Below are 17,447 nucleotides of genomic sequence, written 5' to 3' on the forward strand. Positions count from 1 at the left end.
CGCGCTATGCGCCTCCCGTCACGCGCAGCACTTCCTCGAGCGACGTCGCGCCGGCCGCGAGCCAGCGCTCGGCATCGTCGCGCAGCGTGCGCATGCCTTGCGCGCGGCCGGTGGCGAGGATCTCCGCGTCGGCCGCGTTGCGATGGATCAGCGAGCGGATCGCATCGTCGACCACCAGCAGTTCGTACACGCCGCGCCGGCCCGTGTAGCCCGAATGGCCGCACTTGTCGCAGCCGACCGGATGCCACACGCTGCGGCCGTCCTCGTGCCGCTCTTCCTTGCAGACCGGACACAGCTGGCGCACCAGCCGCTGCGCGAGCACGCCGAGCAGCGACGACGCGAGCAGGTACGGCTCGACGCCCATGTCGGTCAGCCGCGTGACGGCCGACGCGGCGTCGTTCGTATGCAGCGTCGCCAGCACCAGGTGGCCCGTGAGCGATGCCTGCACCGCGATCTGCGCGGTTTCGAGGTCGCGGATTTCGCCGATCATGATGACGTCCGGATCCTGGCGCAGGATCGAGCGCAGCGCGCGGGCGAACGTCATCCCGATCCGCTCGTTGACCTGCGTCTGGCCGATGCCGGACAGGTCGTATTCGATCGGATCCTCGACCGTCATGATGTTGGTCGTCGCCGTTTCGAGCCGCGACATCGACGCGTACAGCGTCGTCGTCTTGCCGGAGCCGGTCGGCCCCGTCACCAGCACGATCCCGTGCGGGCGGGCGATCAGCTTGTCGAACTGGACGAGCGTGTCGCGGCCCATCCCGAGCGCTTCGAGGTTCAGGCGCTGCGCGTCCTTTTCCAGCAGACGCAGCACCGCGCGCTCGCCGTGCCCGGTCGGCAGCGTCGACACGCGCACGTCCACCGGGCGGCCGCCGACGCGCAGCGTGATGCGGCCGTCCTGCGGCAGGCGCTTTTCGGCGATGTCGAGCTGCGCCATGATCTTGATCCGCGAGATCAGCGCGCCGTGCAGCGCCTTCTTCGGGCGCACGACGTCGCGCAGCGTGCCGTCGACGCGAAACCGCACGACCGACGCATTCTCGAACGGCTCGATGTGGATGTCCGACGCCTGCTCGCGCGCGGCCTGCGTGAGCAGCGCGTTGATCATGCGGATGATCGGCGCGTCGTCTTCCGATTCGAGCAGATCCTCGACTTCGGGGATGTCCTGCATCAGCCGCGACAGGTCGACTTCGCCTTCGACCTCGCCGACGATCTGCGCGGCGCTGCCGTCCTGGCGCGCGTACGCGTGGTTGATCGCCTGCGCGAGCTCGTCGGCCGGCACGCGCTGCACGACGATCGAACCGAAGTTGCGGGCGATCTCGGCGAGCGCCGCGTCGCTCGTGCGTTCGCTGATCCACACCTCGAGCGTATCGTCGAGCTGGTGCGCGATCAGCACCTGGCCGCTCTTCGCGAAGCCGTACGGCAGCAGGCGGGCGGCGAGCGGCGACGGCGGCTGCCGTTCGCCCGGCGCGCCGTCCTGGGGCGCGGACGCGAGCACGTCGCTCACTGCGAGGCTCCCGGCGTGGCGCTCAACGGTTGCTGCGGCACCGTCTGCTGCGGCACGCTTTGCGGCTGCACGGGCGTCTGCTCCGGCAGCGGCTGGGCCGGGACCGGCGCGACCTGACGCTGCATCTGCTGGCGCCGCATCTTGTCGAGATCGAACAGGTTGCCGGCCGGCGTGCCGCCCTGGCTCGGACCGAGCGGCATCGGCGGGACGATCGGATCGTCCTTGTCGCGCATCACGTTGTTGTCCGACTTGTATGCGCCCGTCACGCCCTGGATGTAGTCGTAGCGGTTCGCGGTGACTTCCTGCGCGACGTTGCGATCGCTGATGATCACCGGCCGCAGGAACACCATCAGGTTGGTCTTCGCGCGCTGCTTCGATTCGGAGCGGAACAGCTGGCCGATCCACGGGATGTCGCCGAGCAGCGGCACCTTGCTGTTCGACACCTGGTAGTTGTCCTGCATCAGGCCGCCGAGCACGATGATCTCGCCGTTGTCGGCGAGGATCGTCGACTGGATCGAGCGCTTCGTGAAGGTCGGCCCCGTCTGCGCGCTGGTCGTGCCGGCGACGACCGCCGAGTCTTCCGTATACAGCTGCAGCTTCAGGATGCCGCCGTCGGTGATCTGCGGCTTCACGTGCAGCGTGAGGCCGACGTCGCGACGGTCGTACGTGTTGAACGCGTTGCTCGTCGTGCCGCTCGTCAGGTTCGAGTACGAGCCGGTCGCGATCGGCACGTTCTGGCCGACGACGATCTTCGCTTCCTCGTTGTCGAGCGTGATCAGGTTCGGCGTCGACAGCACGTTCGCGTCGCTCACGCCGGCGAAATATTGCAGCAGCGCGCCGAGGCTCTGCACGCCGAACAGGTTGTGCAGCCAGCCGATGTTGAGGCCCTGCGTCAGCGTGCCGAGATTGGCCGCGAGGCCGGGCGTGGTGGCGCCGGCGGTGCCGGCCGTCAGATTGACGATGCTGTTGCCGAGCCCGGACGTCGGGTTCAGGTTCGTGCCGCCGAGGAACTGGCCGCTCGCGACCTGCCACTGAATGCCGAGGTTGCCCTGCGTCGTCGAATTCAGCTCGACGATCAGCGCCTCGATATAGACCTGCGCGCGCCGCGCGTCGAGCTGGTCGATCACCGAGCGCAGGTTCCGGTAGACCGGATCGGATGCGGTGATGATCAGCGAGTTGGTCGCCGCGTCGGCCTGGATCATCCCGCCGGGCTGGTTGTCGTCGCCCTTGTCCTTGTCGCCGCCGAGCAGGCCGGCGCTGCCCATGCCACCGCTGCCCGATGCGCCGCCGCCATACGCGGACGACGACGAACCGCCGAGGCCGCCCGACGGCAGCGGCGGGGTGCCCGACGTGCCGGTCGAGAAGTTGCCGCTCGACGACGAGCCGCCGTTCTGGTTGAAGCTGTTCGCATCGTTCGACGACGCCGACGAGCCGCTGTCGTTGCCACCCTTGCCGAGCATCCCGCGCAGCGTCTTCGCGAGCTTCACCGCGTCCGCGTTGCGCAGCGGAACCACGTGCATGTTGCCCGGCACCGCGCTCGGCGCATCGAGCTGCTGCACGAGGCGCTTCGCCGCCGCGAGGCGCGACGCGCTCGACGCGCGCAGCAGCAGCGAGTTGGTGCGCGGATCGGCGGTGACCGACACCTTCAGCGTCGCGTCGCTGTTGCCGATCGCACCGGGGTCGAGCATCTTCTGCAGTTGCGCGGCCAGGTCGATCGCGTTCGCGTTGCGCAGCGGCACGACCTGCACCTGCGCGCCCGCGGCGCTGTCGACGCCGGCGATGATCTGCGCGATGCGGCGCACGTTGTCCGCATAGTCGGTCACGACGATCGTGTTGTTCGCCGGGTACGCGGTGACCGTGTTGTTCGGCGAAATCAGCGGGCGCAGCACCGGCAGCAGGTTGTTGGCCGATTCGTTGTGCAGCTCGAACACCTGCGTGATCACCTGATCGCCGCGCGCTTGCGGCGTGTTGCCGACATAGGTCGGCACGCCTTGCAGCTTCGCATCGGCCTCCGGCACGACCTTCAGCACGCCGTGGTCCTGCACCAGCGCGAAGCCCTGCATGCGCAGCGCCGACTGCAGCGTCTTCAGCGCCTGCTCCTCCGGCACCGGCCGCTCGGCCACGAGATTGAGCTGCCCCTTCACGCGGGGATCGACGATGATGGTCTTGCCGGTCGCGGCGCCGATCGCCTTCGCGACCTGGTCGATGTCCGCATTCACGAAGTTGAGCGTGACCTGAGCGTAGGCGGCCTGGGAGACGATGATGCCGGCGACCACCAGGGTCGTGGCGATGCGCCGCATAGCGAAGCGAGTTCTTGTCATGGATGAATGGGTCGATGCCGGCTCAGGCCACTTCCGGCGGTAGTGCTGGGATCCAAGTCCTAAAGGCGCGACATTAGCAGTTTTTCATGTCCGAAATATCACATTGATCCGAAGACTGTCTCACATACGACATCTTGCTGGCGCAATGTATGCAGAATGTAATATTTTCGGCATCACTGCGAGATTCCGGCCGCCATCGCCTTGTCGCGCTATCGAGATCGACACGGAAATGCGGTATAAACGGTCTGCCGTCCGTCGGATGTCGCCACGTGACGGTCTGTCGGTATGATACGGGCGACGCGTTTCCAGTCGTACGCCGAACAGACACGGGTTTTCCCGAGCATTTCACCTATTCGTCACCGCTTGCGCACTATGAACAGACGGTTCGCTTCGATCGCGCTGATCGCCGCCGGCGCAGGGTTCGCCTGCGGCAACGCTCGCGCCGATTGTTTCGACGAAGCCGCCCGGTATCAGAAGGTCAATCCGCTGATCCTGCGCGCGATCGCGTGGCAGGAGTCGCACAACCGGCCCGACGCGCTGAACAAGAATACGAACGGCTCCGTCGACTACGGGCTCATGCAGATCAACTCGATCCATCTGCAGACGCTGTCGCGTTACGGCATCGGCCGCGACACGCTGATGGAGCCGTGCAAGAACGTCTACATCGCCGCGTGGCATCTGCGCCAGAAGATGAATCGCTACGGCAACAGCTGGCAGGCGGTGGGCGCCTATCATTCGGAAACGCCGTCGCTGCGCGACAAGTATGCGCGGCAGATCGCCGGCATCCTGTCGCAGTGGAAGCTGCTGCCGCAGCAGTGACGCCGCGGCGCGCAGCCGCTCGGCCGGCGCGCGTTTGATGCACAATGCGGACTCACGCCGCCATGTCGACCGGCCCCGCGGGCCGATCGCGCCCCGCAAGGGCGCCGCGGCCGCTTTTTCATCCTTTCCGTTGGTGCAAATCGTTATGAATCCGGCAATGAACCAGCCGTTGCCCGTCACCGTGCTGTCCGGTTTCCTCGGCGCCGGCAAGACCACGCTGCTCAATCACATCCTCGCGAACCGCGCGGGCCTGAAGGTCGCGGTGATCGTCAACGACCTCGCGGCGGTCAACATCGACGCGTCGCTCGTGCGCGATGCGCAGGCGCTGTCGCACGTCGAGGAACGGCTCGTCGAGATGTCGAACGGCTGCATCTGCTGCACGCTGCGCGACGACCTGCTCGTCGAGATCCGCAATCTCGCGGCCGACGGCCGCTTCGATGCGATCGTGATCGAATCGACCGGCATCGCCGAGCCGATGCCGATCGCCGAAACCTTCACGTTCGTCGACGACGACGGCGCCTCGCTGTCGAGCGTCGCGCGGCTCGACACGCTCGTGACGGTCGTCGATGCGTACAACTTCCTGCGCGACTACGGTTCCGACGATGCGCTCGCGACGCGCGGAATCGCCGCTTCCGACGAAGACGATCGCACGCTCGTCGAATTGCTGATCGAGCAGATCGAATTCTGCGACGTGCTGGTGATCAACAAGGCCGATCTCGTCGGCGCGGACGAACTCGCGCGCCTGCAGCACATCCTCGCGCGGCTGAACCCGCGCGCGCATCAGGTCGTCTCGACGTTCGGCAACGTGCCGCTCGACGAAGTGCTGAACACCGGCCGCTTCGATTTCGACGAGGCCGCGAATGCGCCGGGATGGCTCGCGTCGCTCGATCACGATCATACGCAGTGCGACGATCCGGACTGCCACGATCCGCATCATGCGCACGTGCACGGCGAAGCGGACGAATTCGGCATCGGCAATTTCGTTTACCGCGCACGCCGGCCGTTTCATCCGGCGCGACTCTGGGCGCTGCTGCATCAGGAATGGCCGGGCGTGCTGCGCAGCAAGGGCTTCTTCTGGCTCGCGACGCGCAACGACATCGCGGGCTCGCTGTCGCAGGCGGGCGGCGTGTGCCGACACGGGCCGGCCGGCCTCTGGTGGGCCGCGCAGGATCGCGCGGAATGGCCGGAAGACGACGAATTGCTCGCCGAAATTCGCACGGAGTGGCAGGGCGATCTCGACGATCGCTCGATCGGCGATCGCCGTCAGGAGCTCGTGCTGATCGGCATCGGGCTCGACGCCGATGCCTGGCGCGCGAAACTCGACGCGTGCCTGCTCACCGATGCGGAATTCGCGCTGGGCGCCGAACAATGGGCCGCATTCGACGATCCGTTCCCGGCGTGGGACGTCGACGAGCATGATGACGACGATCCCGACGGGCAGATCGTGCATGCGTAACACGCGGTAAACACGCTGCTGGCAAGCGGCCGACACAACGTTAAATCTTGCAAGCGCGGCGCACACTGTGGTGAAAATGCCGCGCGCGCCAAACAAAAAACCCGCCTTCCGGCGGGTTTTTTTCTGGAACGAGCGCGGTATTAACGCTTGTTGACGGCGTCCTTGAACGCCTTGCCAGCCGTGAACTTGACCGTCTTGGCTGCCGGGATCTTGATGGTTTCGCCCGTCTTCGGGTTGCGGCCCGTACGTGCTGCGCGCTTGCCCGAACCGAAGCTGCCGAAGCCGATCAGCTGAACCGCATCGCCCTTCGACACGGCTTTCTTGATGACTTCGAGCAGCGTGTCCAGCGTTTCGCCGGTTTGAGCCTTGCTGGCGCCCGTTTGGGCGGCGACGGCGTCGATCAGTTCCTGTTTGTTCATTAAGGTTCCTTTTTCAGGTTAGGTTTGACACGAACAGCGCGAACGCGCCGATTATACGTGCGCGAACCGTGCCGTCGAGAGACAGACTCCGACGACACAGCGCCGAATCCTGGCCCGCGCGACGCGCCGTCCGGCTTGCCGGCGGCCACCCCGCGGTACGGCGTTGCTATGATAGCGCAGCGCAAACCCAATAACGACAAGGGTTTCAAAGATTTTCATCGGTATTTCGCCGAATGAATCGTCGATTGCCCATTTTTTGACCTGCGCCAAGCGCAGAGGATACGCAGCCCGCTCCACGCGCGCGCCAGCTCGTTGGTTTTTGCCAACGCGGCGCGCCGGGCGTCCGCGCAATCCCTTGCCAGGCTTGGCCGCCACGCTTTTTGTTTCGCATGCCCGACCGACTCGTCCCGGCCACGCTCGCGTTTCGCGACGACGGCACCCTCATCTCGCCCGAGTACGGCGACATCTATTACAACGTCGCCGGTGCGTTCGCGCAGGCGAACTACGTGTTCATCGCCGGCAACCGGCTGCCCGCACGCTGGCAGGGCCGCCGCACGTTCACGATCGTCGAGACCGGGTTCGGCACCGGCACCAACTTCCTCGCGACCTGGGCCGCATGGCGCGACGACCCCGCGCGCTGCGAGCGGCTGCATTTCGTGTCGTTCGAGAAGCATCCGTTCACGCGCGACGACCTGCGTCGAGCACTTTCCCACATCGTTGCGGGCACAACTTTGTCGGAGCAGGCGGCGCTGCTTGCCGATGCGTGGCCGCCGGCCGTGCCCGGTTTTCATCGGATCGAATTCGAAGGTGGACGCGTCGTGCTCACGCTCGCGCTCGGCGATGCGCGCGAGCTGCTGCCGAAGCTCGTCGCACGCGCGGACGCGTTCTATCTGGACGGCTTCGCACCGGCGAAGAACGCGGACCTCTGGTCGGCCGACGTGTTCCGCGCGCTCGCGCGCGTCGCGGCCGACGACGCGACGTTCGCGACGTATTCGAGCGCAGGCGTCGTGAAGCAGGCGCTCGTCGAAGCGGGCTTCGCCTATCGCAAGATGCCGGGTTTGGCCGGCAAGTTTGCGATGCTGGTCGGCGAATACGCGCCGCGGTGGCGGATGCGCCGGCACGAGCCGCCGCGCGCGTTGCCGGTGGCCGCGCGCGAGGCGATCGTGATCGGCGCGGGCCTCGCCGGATGTGCGCTCGTCGAGCGGCTCGCCGCGCGCGGCTGGCACGTCACGCTGATCGAGCGACACGCGCAGATCGCGAGCGAGGCATCGGGCAATCCGGCCGGCGTGTTCCATCCGCTGATGACGCGCGACGACAACGTCGCGAGCCGCCTCACGCGCAGCGGTTTCCTGCATGCGCTCGCGCGCTGGCGCGCGCTCGAGCATGCGGGCCACACGTTCGCGCGCAGCACGCGCGGGATGATCCATCTCGCGGAATCGGCCGACGACTTCGTGCGAATGCGCGATGCGTTCGACGCGCTCGGCGCACCGGCCGACCATGTCACGCTGCTCGATGCCGACGCCGCGCGCGCGCATCTGAATCTGCCGGTCGCGCACGGCGGCCTGCTGTTTCCGCACGGCGGCGCCGTATGGCCGGCCGGGCTCTGCGCCGCCCAGGTCGCCGCGGCCGGCGAACGCGTGACGCTGCGCACCGGCACCGAAGTCGCGGGGCTCGAACGCGATGGCGACACGTGGCGCGCGATCGGCGCCGACGGCGCGACGATCGCCGAAGCGCCGGTCGTCGTGCTCGCGAATGCCGGCGACGCGGTGCGGCTCGCGGGCCTGCGGCATGTCGCGCTACAGCCGGTGCGCGGCCAGTTGACGCTGCTGCCGCCCGGCACGACGGCGCCGCTGCCGTGCCCCGCGATCGGCGACGGCTACGCGGTGCCGCTCGACGACGGCACGCTGCTGATCGGCGCGACCTTCGAACCGGACGACGTCGATCCTGAGATTCGCGACGCCGGCCACCTCGAAAACCTCGCGCGCATCCGGCATCTGCTGCCGGGCCTCGTCGGCGACGTGCCGGACGTCGATACGTTGCGCGGGCGCGTCGCGTTTCGCTGGGTCGTCGCCGATCGCGTGCCGCTGATCGGCCTGCTCGCGGACGAAGCGCAGGCCGTCGCCAACGCGCGGGCGCTGAGCGGTGCGAAAGCGCGCGACCTGCCGCGCACCGCCGGCCTGTACGGCGCGTTCGGCTTCGGTTCGCGCGGCCTCGTGTGGGCGTCGCTCGGCGCCGAGCTGATCGCGTCGCAACTCGAAGGCGAGCCGTTGCCGCTCGAGCGCGAGCTCGTCGATGCCGTCGACCCCGCCCGGTTCCTGATCCGCGCCCTGCGCGGGCGCAAACTCGGCTGACCTGGCCGGCCCACGCCTCACAGTCCCGCGATTCGCCCGCGCAAACTTATCCACGGACCGCTGTGGATAACTGCGCGGAATCCGTACGCAGTCCGTGTGCAATCACAGTGGACGTAAACTGGGTAACTCGCACAGCCGCGATGCGGCCCGAAAGTTGCTCAACTCGAACCGCTGTGAGCAAACAGCGTGTGCAACGGGTTACGCGCACGCCAATGCCTTGATCTTTCTACACAAACCGGCGTTATCCACAGAACTGTGCGTGCCTTGTTAACTTCTACTACGTATGTATACGAGTAAACAGTTGAAACCAAAGACCTGTGGCGCCTCACAGCGCCGCGAGTCGATCGGGCGGGTTCCGGAACGAAAAAGCTGTGGCACAATCGGTTTCCTTCGCGTTCGTCCGGCCCTGCGCCGGACATGCATCAATGGAACGGTCGGCACGATTTCGAATCTGAATCTTCGAGACTGCGCAGTCCGTTCACACACCAGGCCGACAATCCAGATCGGCAGCCTGTACGACACTCCGCCGGATGGCGGAAGAGGCGGATCCCATGTCCCGCCGTCGTCGACCACAACAATCACATTCGGGGCGATACCCAGCCGGCGTGCATCTCATTTCTGACGCTTGACCCCGCGCCGCTGGCGATTGCTTCCAAAGGAGAAGTCACCACGATGAAGTCGGCGTTCTCATTTCTGCCCAACTGGCCGCTCGCGCCGGATGCCGTGTTCTGGGCCGGTCTCGCGTTGTTTGCGGCCGGTCTGTGTGGCGAGCTGTGCTATCGCGCCTGGCGGCTGCCGCGCATCACCGGCTATGCGGTGATCGGTCTGATCGCCGGGTCGCTCGGATTCGGCGTGATCGACGCGAGTACCGACGAAACCTCGCGTCTGCTGATCGACGTCGCGCTCGGCCTGCTGCTGTTCGAGCTCGGCAGCCGGCTCGACCTGAAGTGGATTCGCCGCAATCCGTGGCTGATTGCGTCGAGCCTCGCCGAAGCGACGCTGACCTTCGTGCTCGTGCTGTTCGTGATGCTCGCGCTCGGCGTGTCGGGCATGGTCGCGCTGGTGCTGTCGGCGATCGCGATCGCGACCTCGCCGTCGATGGTGATCCAGCTGAAGACCGAACTGCGCGCGGAAGGGCAGGTGTCGCAGCGGCTCATCACGTTGACCGCGCTGAACAGCGTGTATGCGATCGTGCTGACCAAGCTCGTGACGAGCTGGCTCCATCAGGAAGCGTACGGCAACGTGTTCGCGACGATCCTGCAACCGGTGTATCTGATCGCCGGTTCGTTCATCGTCGCCTATCTCGTTGCGCGCGCATGCAATTACCTGTTCCGCCACATGACCTCGACGATGCGCGACGAGCACTCGTTCGTCGCGCTGTTCGGGCTCGTGATGCTGGCGATCGCGGTCGCCCAGGCATTGAAGCTGTCGACGCTGCTCACGCTGCTGCTCGCCGGCATCATCGTGAAGAACCTCGAAGCGCGTCCGCAGCTGTGGCCCGAGCACTTCGGCACGGCCGGCTGGCTGCTCACGGTGGTGCTGTTCGTGCTGACGCTCACGTCGTTCACGTGGGGCGACATCGCGCTCGGCGGGCTGCTCGCGATCGTGCTGATCGTCACGCGGCTCGTCGCCAAGCTGGCGGGTGTGGTCGCGTTCGCGAAGCCGAGCGGGCTCGGGATGAAGCAGGGCGTCGCGCTCGGCATCGCGCTCACGCCGATGTCCGCGCTGTCGTACCTGCTCGTCGACGACACCTATCAGATGTATCCGAATTTCGACCCGCACCTGCGCGCGATCGTGATGTGCACGATCGTGATCCTGCAGCTCGTGAGCCCGTTCGTCGTGTACCGCTGCCTGTCGGCGGTCAGCGAACGCAGCGACAGAAACTGATTCCGGAACCCGCCATGGCACTCGAAACCTTCGTCAATTCCGAACCGTTCACCTTCGGCGTCGAGCTGGAGATCCAGGTCGTCAACACGCACAACTACGACCTGACCAAGGCCGCGTCCGACCTGATGCGGCTGATCCAGGGCGAGACCTTTCCGGGCAACATCACGCCGGAAATCACCGAAAGCATGATCGAGCTGTCGACCGGCATCTGTCATTCGCACGAACAGGCGCTCTCCGAGCTGCACGCGATCCGCGACGTGCTCGTGAAGGCGGCCGACCAGCTGAACGTCGGGCTCTGCGGCGGCGGCACGCACGCGTTCCAGCAGTGGAGCGACCGGCAGATCTACGACGCGCCGCGCTTCCAGTACATCTCGGAGCTGTACGGCTATCTCGCGAAGCAGTTCACCGTGTTCGGCCAGCACGTGCACATCGGCTGCCCCGACCCGGACAGCGCGCTGTTCCTGCTGCATTCGATGTCGCGCTTCATTCCTCATTTCATTGCGCTGTCGGCGTCGTCGCCGTTCGTGCAGAACGTCGACACCGGCTTCCATTCGGCGCGCCTGAACTCGGTGTTCGCGTTCCCGCTGTCGGGCCGCGCGCCGTTCGTGCTGACCTGGGACAGCTTCGAGGAGTACTTCACGAAGATGGTCAACACGGGCGTGGTCAACTCGATGAAGGACTTCTACTGGGACATCCGGCCGAAGCCCGGCTACGGAACGATCGAGGTGCGCGTGATGGACACGCCGCTGTCGGTCGACCGCGCGGCCGCGATCGCGTGCTACATCCAGACGCTCGCGCGCTATCTGCTGACCGACCGGCCGCTGACGCTGTCGGAGGACGACTATCTCGTCTACACGTTCAACCGTTTCGAAGCGTGCCGCTTCGGGCTCGAGGGGACCTGCGTGAATCCTCAGACGGGTGAGCGCCGCACGATCGCGGAGGACATCCTCGACACGCTCGACCGGATCGCCCCGCACGCGGCGGCGCTCGGCTCGCGCGCGGCCCTCGACGAGATCGGTGCGCTCGCGAAAGCGCGCGTAAATGACGCGTCGTGGTTGAGAACCGTTTTCAAACAGGAGAAGTCGCTGAACGAAACGGTCCGACAGCAGTGTTTGCGCTGGCGCGAATGAAAAAATGTTTTGCAGATTGCAGGCTCGACCGCGCGGCGATTCACTGAACGGTATTCGCCGCCATTTCGGGCCAATCGCGTCCCCAGTGTTCCTCAAAATCTGTGGATAACCCGATATTCCGCTTCAAAGTCAACGCTCTGCGCACTGGATAACCCCTTCGTCCGGTATCGCCAGACAAATGTCCGATCCGGACACGAAAATGTTTGCGCGTTTTGTCGCACCACCCGCGGCAATTGGCGGCACAACGAAAAGTTACGGTTATCGAGGTATTCCCCACAGAATGCTGTGGATAACTTAGCTGTACGATTTTCCGCTCTCGCTTAGAATGGCGACTCTGCGGACACCGGAACGACGGGTCTCTCACCGGTCGCCGCGAATGCGACCGCCGCGTGTGCCTCGCGACGGCCGTGTTGACGCTCCTCGGTGGGCGTTTATTTTGAGATAGACATTGGATCTCCACACTACGGCTGCTCGGCATCCGGGCGGCGGCAAAGCGAAAAGACTATGAGCGAAGGCGTTTACGGGAATCAGGCTTCGGGACGTGTGACCCACAGCTTGCTGCGATTGAGCACGGCCATGCGGAGCCAGGCGTGGGATTGGGCGGAGGGCGCAGGCCTCACGCCGACGCAGGGCGAGATCCTCGTGCTGCTGCTGCAACGCAAGGGGCCGATGCGCCTCGGCGAAATCGCACGCGAGACGCAGCTCACGGCCGCGACCACCAGCGATGCGGTGAGCACGCTCGAGACGAAGGGGCTCGTCGAGAAGCGTCGCGCCCTGGACGACGGCCGCGCGCTCGCGGTGCGTTTGTCGGCCCGCGGCCGCACCGCGGCGAAGAAGGCGCTGCAATGGCCGGAGTTCCTGTCGAAAGCGGTCGGCAAGCTCGGCGCGGACGAGCAGGGCGCGCTCTACCGCGCGCTGCTGAAGACGCTGCGCGAGCTGCAGGTGGCCGGTGCGACGCCGCCGCAGCGCATGTGCCTGACGTGCGCGCACTTCCAGCCGGGCAAGCAGTCGAAGAAGACCGTGCACCACTGCGCCGTGTTCGACCAGGCGATGACCGACAGCGACCTGCGCCTCGACTGCTCGGGGCACGAAGAAGCCGACGTCGCGACCCAGAAGAAGACCTGGAAGGTATTCGCCGGCTGAAGTCCGCCGATCGACCGGGAGGCCGATGATGCATGCCGAAGTGGTGGCGATCCGCCACGTGCATTTCGAGGATCTCGGCAGCTTCGAGCAGGTGCTCGGCGAACGCGGGCGCCGCGTGCGTTACGTGGACGTCGGCGCGTCGCGCGTCGAGGTGCTCGACGCGCTGCAGCCGTCGCTGCTGGTGCTGCTCGGCGGGCCGCTCAGCGTGTACGACGATGCGCAGTATCCGTCGATCGCGCCGCTTGCGGCGCTGGTGCGCCAGCGCATTGATGCGGGCCTGCCGATCCTCGGCATCTGTCTCGGCGCACAGTTCATCGCCCGCGCGCTCGGCGCGCGCGTCTATCCGGCCGCCGAGAAGGAACTCGGTTGGGCGCCGCTCGCGCTCACCGACGCGGGCCGCGCCTCGCCGCTGCGTCATTTGGACGCTGCGGCCACCTCGATGCTGCACTGGCACGGCGACACGTTCGACCTGCCGGGCGGCGCGATCCATCTCGCATCGACACCGGCGTGCCGCCACCAGGCGTTCGCATGGGGCCGGCATGTGCTGGCGCTGCAATGCCATCCGGAAATCCGCACCGACCGCTTCGAGCCCTGGCTGATCGGCAATGCCGGCGAGATCGCGGCGACGGCCGGCATCGACGCGTGTCGTCTGCGGGCCGACACCGCGCAGCACGGCCCCGCGCTCGAGACGGCCGCGCGACGCATGTTCTCGGAGTGGCTCGACAGCGTCGGGGTGTGATCGCGCGCGCGGCACCGCTGGCACCGCGCGATCGGCGAGCCGGCACGCGGCGCAGTGCTGTTCCCACATCTGCGGCAACCCCCTAGCTGACCATCCGCTTACTGACCAACCGCCCGCCTGCATGCGCGCGACGTGCGTGCTACGCTGATCCGCTCTTTCCTCTGCACGCGAGCGGCCTCCATGACTGCGTTGTTTTCCCCGTTCACGCTACGCGGCGTGACGCTTCCGAACCGGATCGTGATCTCCCCGATGTGCCAGTATTCGGCCGAACGCGGCGAGGCGACCGACTGGCACATGATTCACCTCGGCCATCTCGCGCTGTCCGGCGCGGGCCTGCTCTGCATCGAAGCGACCGCGGTCGAGCCCGACGGCCGCATCACCGCCGGCGACCTCGGTCTGTGGGACGACGCGACCGAAGCCGCGCTCGCGCCGGTGCTCGCGGCGATTCGCAAGCATTCGCCGGTGCGCGTCGCGATGCAGCTGTCGCATGCCGGCCGCAAGGCCTCGAGCGAGGTGCCGTGGCAGGGCGGCCAGCTCGTCTCGGTGGCCGACGGCGGATGGCTGCCGCATGCGCCGTCGGCCGTGCCGCACAAGGACGGCGAGACGCCGCCGCTGGCCCTCGATACGGCCGGCCTGAACCGGATTCGCGACGCGTTCGCGGCGGCGGCGAAACGCGCGGCGCGGCTCGGCATCGACGCGATCGAGGTGCATGCGGCGCACGGCTATCTGCTGCATCAGTTCCTGTCGCCGCTCGCGAACCGGCGCACCGACGAGTACGGCGGCTCGCGCGAGAACCGGATGCGCTTTCCGCTCGAGATCTTCGACATCGTGCGCGCGGCGTTTCCCGACGATCGGCCGGTCGGCGTGCGTGTGTCGGCGACCGACTGGGTCGAAGGCGGCTGGGAGCTCGACGACACGATCGCGTTCGCGCATGCGCTGAAGCAGCGCGGCTGCGACTGGATCGACGTGTCGTCCGGCGGGGTGTCGCCGTTGCAGAAGATTCCGCTGTCGCCGGGCTATCAGGTGCCGTTCGCGCAGGCCGTGAAGCGCGCGGTCGGGATGCCGACCATCGCGGTCGGCCTGATCAGCGAGCCCGCGCATGCGAACCGGCTGATCGAGGCCGGCGACGCGGATTTCGTCGCGATGGCGCGCGCGATGCTGTACGACCCGCGCTGGCCGTGGCATGCGGCGGCCGAGCTCGGCGCGCAGGTGTCGGCGCCGCCGCAGTACTGGCGTTCGCAACCGCGCGAGCACAAGGCGTTGTTCGGCGACGTCGCGTTCGGCCAGCGCTGACGCTGAACGTCGTGCGCGCGACGTCGCGCGATGTTGAACGAAGCAATCTCGAACGTGTAGCATGCGGATGATTCGCTGCATGCCCGGACGCGGCACCGTCGGTGCCGCGTTTTCGTTTGGCGCGACGCAGGGCCGTGAGCACGGCCGTCTTTCATTCAAGTCGACTTCACAAGGATTCGTTCGATGAGTTCACGCAGGATCGCGGTGCGCCGCTCGGGAATACACGGCAAGGGCGTGTTCGCGGTGGAGCCGATCAAGGCCGGCGAGCGCGTAGTGGAATACAAGGGCGAGCGGATCTCGTGGAAGGAAGCGCTGCGCCGTCATCCGCACGATCCGAACGACCCGAACCATACGTTCTACTTCGCACTCGAAGACGGCGGCGTGATCGATGGCAAGGTCAACGGCAACAGCGCGCGCTGGATCAACCACTCGTGCGCGCCGAACTGCGAGGCCGAGGAGATCAAGGGCCGCGTGTTCGTCCACGCGCTGCGCGACATCGAGCCGGAAGAGGAGCTGTTCTACGACTACGGCCTCGTGATCGACGAGAAGCTGACGAAGAAGCTCAAGCGCGAATACGCGTGCCATTGCGGCGCCGAGACGTGCCGCGGCACGCTGCTCGCGACGCCGGACGACGACGGCAAGAAGAAAAAGAAGAAGGACAAGAAGGACGGCAAGGCCGAGTCCGGCGCGAAGGACAAGAAAAAGAAGAAGTGAGCGACGCGCCGCGCGAGCTCGCGCGGCTGCTTCGCCGGCGGGCCTTGTTGCTGCGTCGCTGCGGGGCTGAGCCGGCTCGATGGCTTTGACGGCTTCGCCGGGTTCGCTCGAGATCCGCTACCCGCGCGTTACGCGCCGCTCAGTGCGTCGGCACGGCCGCCGGCGTTTCGCTCGCCGGCTTGCTGGTTCGCTCGGCGAGCGGCACCCGCACCACGAAGCGCGAGCCGCCTTCGGGTGCATCCTCGTACGACACCGTGCCGCCGTGCATCGCGATGATGTCGTGCACGATCGCGAGGCCCAGCCCCGCACCCGTCTCGACGCCGTTGCCGCTTTGCGCGTCGCCGCGGAAGAAGCGCTTGAACAGGTCCGCCTGCTGATTCGCCGGCACGCCGGGGCCGTTGTCCTCGACGACGATCTCCGCGGCCGGCAGGCCGTCGTCGAGCGTACCGCGCGCGACGTTCACGGTGATGCGCGCGCCGTCCGGCCGCGCGAGCGGCACGTACTTCAATGCATTGTCGAGCAGGTTCGCGATGACTTCGCGCAGCAGCACCGGATTGCCGCGCACGTTCAATGTTTCGTCGTCGCCGGGCTCGTCGCTGCGCTGGAAGCCGAGATCGACGTGCGACGCGAGCGCGCGCGGCACCCACTCGGCGCCGGTCTCGAACGCCATCGCGGCGAGGTCGACGTCGACGAAACGCGCAACCTGTTCGCCCGGCTCCGCGCGAGCGAGCGACAGCAGCTGGTTGGACAGCCGCACCGCGCGATCGGCAGCCGCGCGCAGTTCGCGCACGGCCGTATAGGTCTGCTGCGGATCGCGCGCGACGGCCGCCTGCTCGGCATGCAGCTTCACCGCGGTGAGCGGCGTGCGCAGCTGGTGCGCGGCGTCGGCGATGAACTTGCGCTGCGCGTCGAGCGCGGTCTTCAGGCGGCCGAGCAGCGCATTCATCGCGCTCGTGAGCGGCCGGATTTCGAGCGGCACGTCGGTCTCGTCGACCGGCTCCAGCGACGTGTGGGTCTGCCGGTTCAGCGAATCGGCGAGATGCGTGAGCGGGCCGAGCTGCTGGTTCACGACGCGCCACACGATGCCCCAGCCGGCGAGCAGCAACAGCAGCAGCGGCATCATGATGGCGACCAGGAATTCGGCGGCGATCCTGTAGCGGTGCCGCACCGGCTGCGCGACTTCGACGACCATCGGCTTGCCGCCCTCGACGTCTTCGACGCGTACCTGGGCGACGCGCACCGCGCGATTGTCGTACTCGGCCTCGAACACGTACGCGTGATGCATGCGGCGCACGTTGATGCCGCGCAGCGGCAGCTTCGGATCGCCGGCGAGCTCCTGTTCGCCGTCGCTGATCCGGTAGATCAGCGCTTCGGCCGGATCGGAGAACATCGCCTGCGCGAGCGGCGGCACGGTGAACGGCGCGTCGGGGCCGGCGATCTGGATCTGTTTCGAGATGGCGGTGGCGAGATCGGCGAGCGAGCGGTCGATCACGTGCTGCGTGTATTGCCACGCGAGCCAGTAGGCGATCAGGCCGCTCATCAGCGCGAGCATCGACAGCGGCGCGGCGAGACGCCGCAGCAGCGAGCGGCGCAGGCTGGAGGTCACGGCCGGATCAGCAGACATTTCGACGGGCAAATGGATGAGCCCCGCTCACGGGGAGCGGCGCGGTC

General features: G+C 66.9%; 13 protein-coding genes. 9 read left to right on the top strand and 4 right to left on the bottom strand.

Annotation, left to right across the window (positions count from 1 at the left end; translation table 11 throughout):
* Positions 1-4: 4 nt before the first annotated feature.
* Both gspE and gspD read right to left on the bottom strand, forming a co-directional pair.
* Positions 5-1,504, bottom strand: a complete 1,500-nt coding sequence (gene gspE / locus C3Y15_RS14875) for a type II secretion system ATPase GspE (RefSeq protein WP_011882775.1) — start codon at positions 1,502-1,504, stop codon at positions 5-7.
* On the bottom strand, positions 1,501-3,825 hold the full coding sequence (gspD, locus tag C3Y15_RS14880) for a type II secretion system secretin GspD (RefSeq protein ID WP_041493718.1): 2,325 nt from the start codon (positions 3,823-3,825) through the stop codon (positions 1,501-1,503). The genes gspE and gspD overlap by 4 nt, the downstream gene beginning before the upstream one ends.
* A 372-nt stretch (positions 3,826-4,197) precedes the next feature.
* On the opposite strand from gspD, the gene C3Y15_RS14885 reads away from it, so the two are divergent.
* Both C3Y15_RS14885 and C3Y15_RS14890 read left to right on the top strand, forming a co-directional pair.
* Entirely contained in the window at positions 4,198-4,644 is a 447-nt protein-coding gene (locus C3Y15_RS14885) for a lytic transglycosylase domain-containing protein (protein ID WP_014722145.1), read from the top strand.
* A 145-nt stretch (positions 4,645-4,789) separates the two neighbouring features.
* Positions 4,790-6,100, top strand: a complete 1,311-nt coding sequence (locus C3Y15_RS14890; protein ID WP_011882778.1) for a GTP-binding protein — start codon at positions 4,790-4,792, stop codon at positions 6,098-6,100.
* Between the two features lie 140 nt (positions 6,101-6,240).
* On the opposite strand, the gene C3Y15_RS14895 is transcribed toward C3Y15_RS14890, so the two are convergent.
* A complete protein-coding gene (locus C3Y15_RS14895) occupies positions 6,241-6,519 on the bottom strand; it encodes an HU family DNA-binding protein (protein WP_006401505.1) in 279 nt (92 codons plus the stop codon).
* Positions 6,520-6,908: 389 nt separating this feature from the next.
* On the opposite strand from C3Y15_RS14895, the gene mnmC reads away from it, so the two are divergent.
* The 7 genes from mnmC to C3Y15_RS14940 all read left to right on the top strand — a co-directional run bounded on the left by mnmC (position 6,909) and on the right by C3Y15_RS14940 (position 15,776).
* Entirely contained in the window at positions 6,909-8,870 is a 1,962-nt protein-coding gene (mnmC, locus tag C3Y15_RS14900) for a bifunctional tRNA (5-methylaminomethyl-2-thiouridine)(34)-methyltransferase MnmD/FAD-dependent 5-carboxymethylaminomethyl-2-thiouridine(34) oxidoreductase MnmC (protein ID WP_069246097.1), read from the top strand.
* A gap of 672 nt (positions 8,871-9,542) precedes the next feature.
* Positions 9,543-10,757, top strand: coding sequence for a cation:proton antiporter (locus C3Y15_RS14915; RefSeq protein WP_059454910.1), 1,215 nt, complete (start codon positions 9,543-9,545; stop codon positions 10,755-10,757).
* Between the two features lie 14 nt (positions 10,758-10,771).
* Positions 10,772-11,887 carry a YbdK family carboxylate-amine ligase gene (locus C3Y15_RS14920; RefSeq protein WP_046425491.1) on the top strand — a complete coding sequence of 372 codons (1,116 nt, stop codon included), beginning with the start codon at positions 10,772-10,774 and terminating at the stop codon, positions 11,885-11,887.
* Positions 11,888-12,391: 504 nt separating this feature from the next.
* Complete coding sequence (locus C3Y15_RS14925) at positions 12,392-13,030, top strand: MarR family winged helix-turn-helix transcriptional regulator (protein WP_011882784.1); 639 nt, start codon at positions 12,392-12,394, stop codon at positions 13,028-13,030.
* Positions 13,031-13,058: 28 nt separating this feature from the next.
* Positions 13,059-13,769 (top strand): glutamine amidotransferase, encoded by a 711-nt coding sequence (locus tag C3Y15_RS14930; RefSeq protein ID WP_034193033.1) that lies wholly within the window; start codon positions 13,059-13,061, stop codon positions 13,767-13,769.
* A 180-nt stretch (positions 13,770-13,949) separates the two neighbouring features.
* Complete coding sequence (locus C3Y15_RS14935; RefSeq protein ID WP_059460843.1) at positions 13,950-15,062, top strand: NADH:flavin oxidoreductase/NADH oxidase; 1,113 nt, start codon at positions 13,950-13,952, stop codon at positions 15,060-15,062.
* Positions 15,063-15,245: 183 nt separating this feature from the next.
* Complete coding sequence (locus C3Y15_RS14940; RefSeq protein ID WP_034192996.1) at positions 15,246-15,776, top strand: SET domain-containing protein-lysine N-methyltransferase; 531 nt, start codon at positions 15,246-15,248, stop codon at positions 15,774-15,776.
* 139 nt (positions 15,777-15,915) lie between these two features.
* On the opposite strand, the gene C3Y15_RS14945 is transcribed toward C3Y15_RS14940, so the two are convergent.
* Positions 15,916-17,400: a sensor histidine kinase gene (locus C3Y15_RS14945; protein ID WP_011882788.1), complete on the bottom strand. Its 1,485-nt coding sequence runs from the start codon at positions 17,398-17,400 to the stop codon at positions 15,916-15,918.
* Positions 17,401-17,447: the final 47 nt, after the last annotated feature.

It is taken from the genome of Burkholderia sp. B10 (assembly GCF_004368385.1).
Lineage (GTDB): Bacteria > Pseudomonadota > Gammaproteobacteria > Burkholderiales > Burkholderiaceae > Burkholderia > Burkholderia vietnamiensis.

Bases quoted from the DNA above. Each gene is read 5' to 3' on its own strand.
- gspD (WP_041493718.1), bottom strand. From the start codon at position 3,825: ATGACAAGAACTCGCTTCGCTATGCGGCGCATCGCCACGACCCTGGTG.
- C3Y15_RS14885 (WP_014722145.1), top strand. From the start codon at position 4,198: ATGAACAGACGGTTCGCTTCGATCGCGCTGATCGCCGCCGGCGCAGGG.
- C3Y15_RS14890 (WP_011882778.1), top strand. From the start codon at position 4,790: ATGAATCCGGCAATGAACCAGCCGTTGCCCGTCACCGTGCTGTCCGGT.
- C3Y15_RS14895 (WP_006401505.1), bottom strand. From the start codon at position 6,519: ATGAACAAACAGGAACTGATCGACGCCGTCGCCGCCCAAACGGGCGCC.
- mnmC (WP_069246097.1), top strand. From the start codon at position 6,909: ATGCCCGACCGACTCGTCCCGGCCACGCTCGCGTTTCGCGACGACGGC.
- C3Y15_RS14915 (WP_059454910.1), top strand. From the start codon at position 9,543: ATGAAGTCGGCGTTCTCATTTCTGCCCAACTGGCCGCTCGCGCCGGAT.
- C3Y15_RS14920 (WP_046425491.1), top strand. From the start codon at position 10,772: ATGGCACTCGAAACCTTCGTCAATTCCGAACCGTTCACCTTCGGCGTC.
- C3Y15_RS14925 (WP_011882784.1), top strand. From the start codon at position 12,392: ATGAGCGAAGGCGTTTACGGGAATCAGGCTTCGGGACGTGTGACCCAC.
- C3Y15_RS14930 (WP_034193033.1), top strand. From the start codon at position 13,059: ATGCATGCCGAAGTGGTGGCGATCCGCCACGTGCATTTCGAGGATCTC.
- C3Y15_RS14935 (WP_059460843.1), top strand. From the start codon at position 13,950: ATGACTGCGTTGTTTTCCCCGTTCACGCTACGCGGCGTGACGCTTCCG.
- C3Y15_RS14940 (WP_034192996.1), top strand. From the start codon at position 15,246: ATGAGTTCACGCAGGATCGCGGTGCGCCGCTCGGGAATACACGGCAAG.
- C3Y15_RS14945 (WP_011882788.1), bottom strand. From the start codon at position 17,400: ATGTCTGCTGATCCGGCCGTGACCTCCAGCCTGCGCCGCTCGCTGCTG.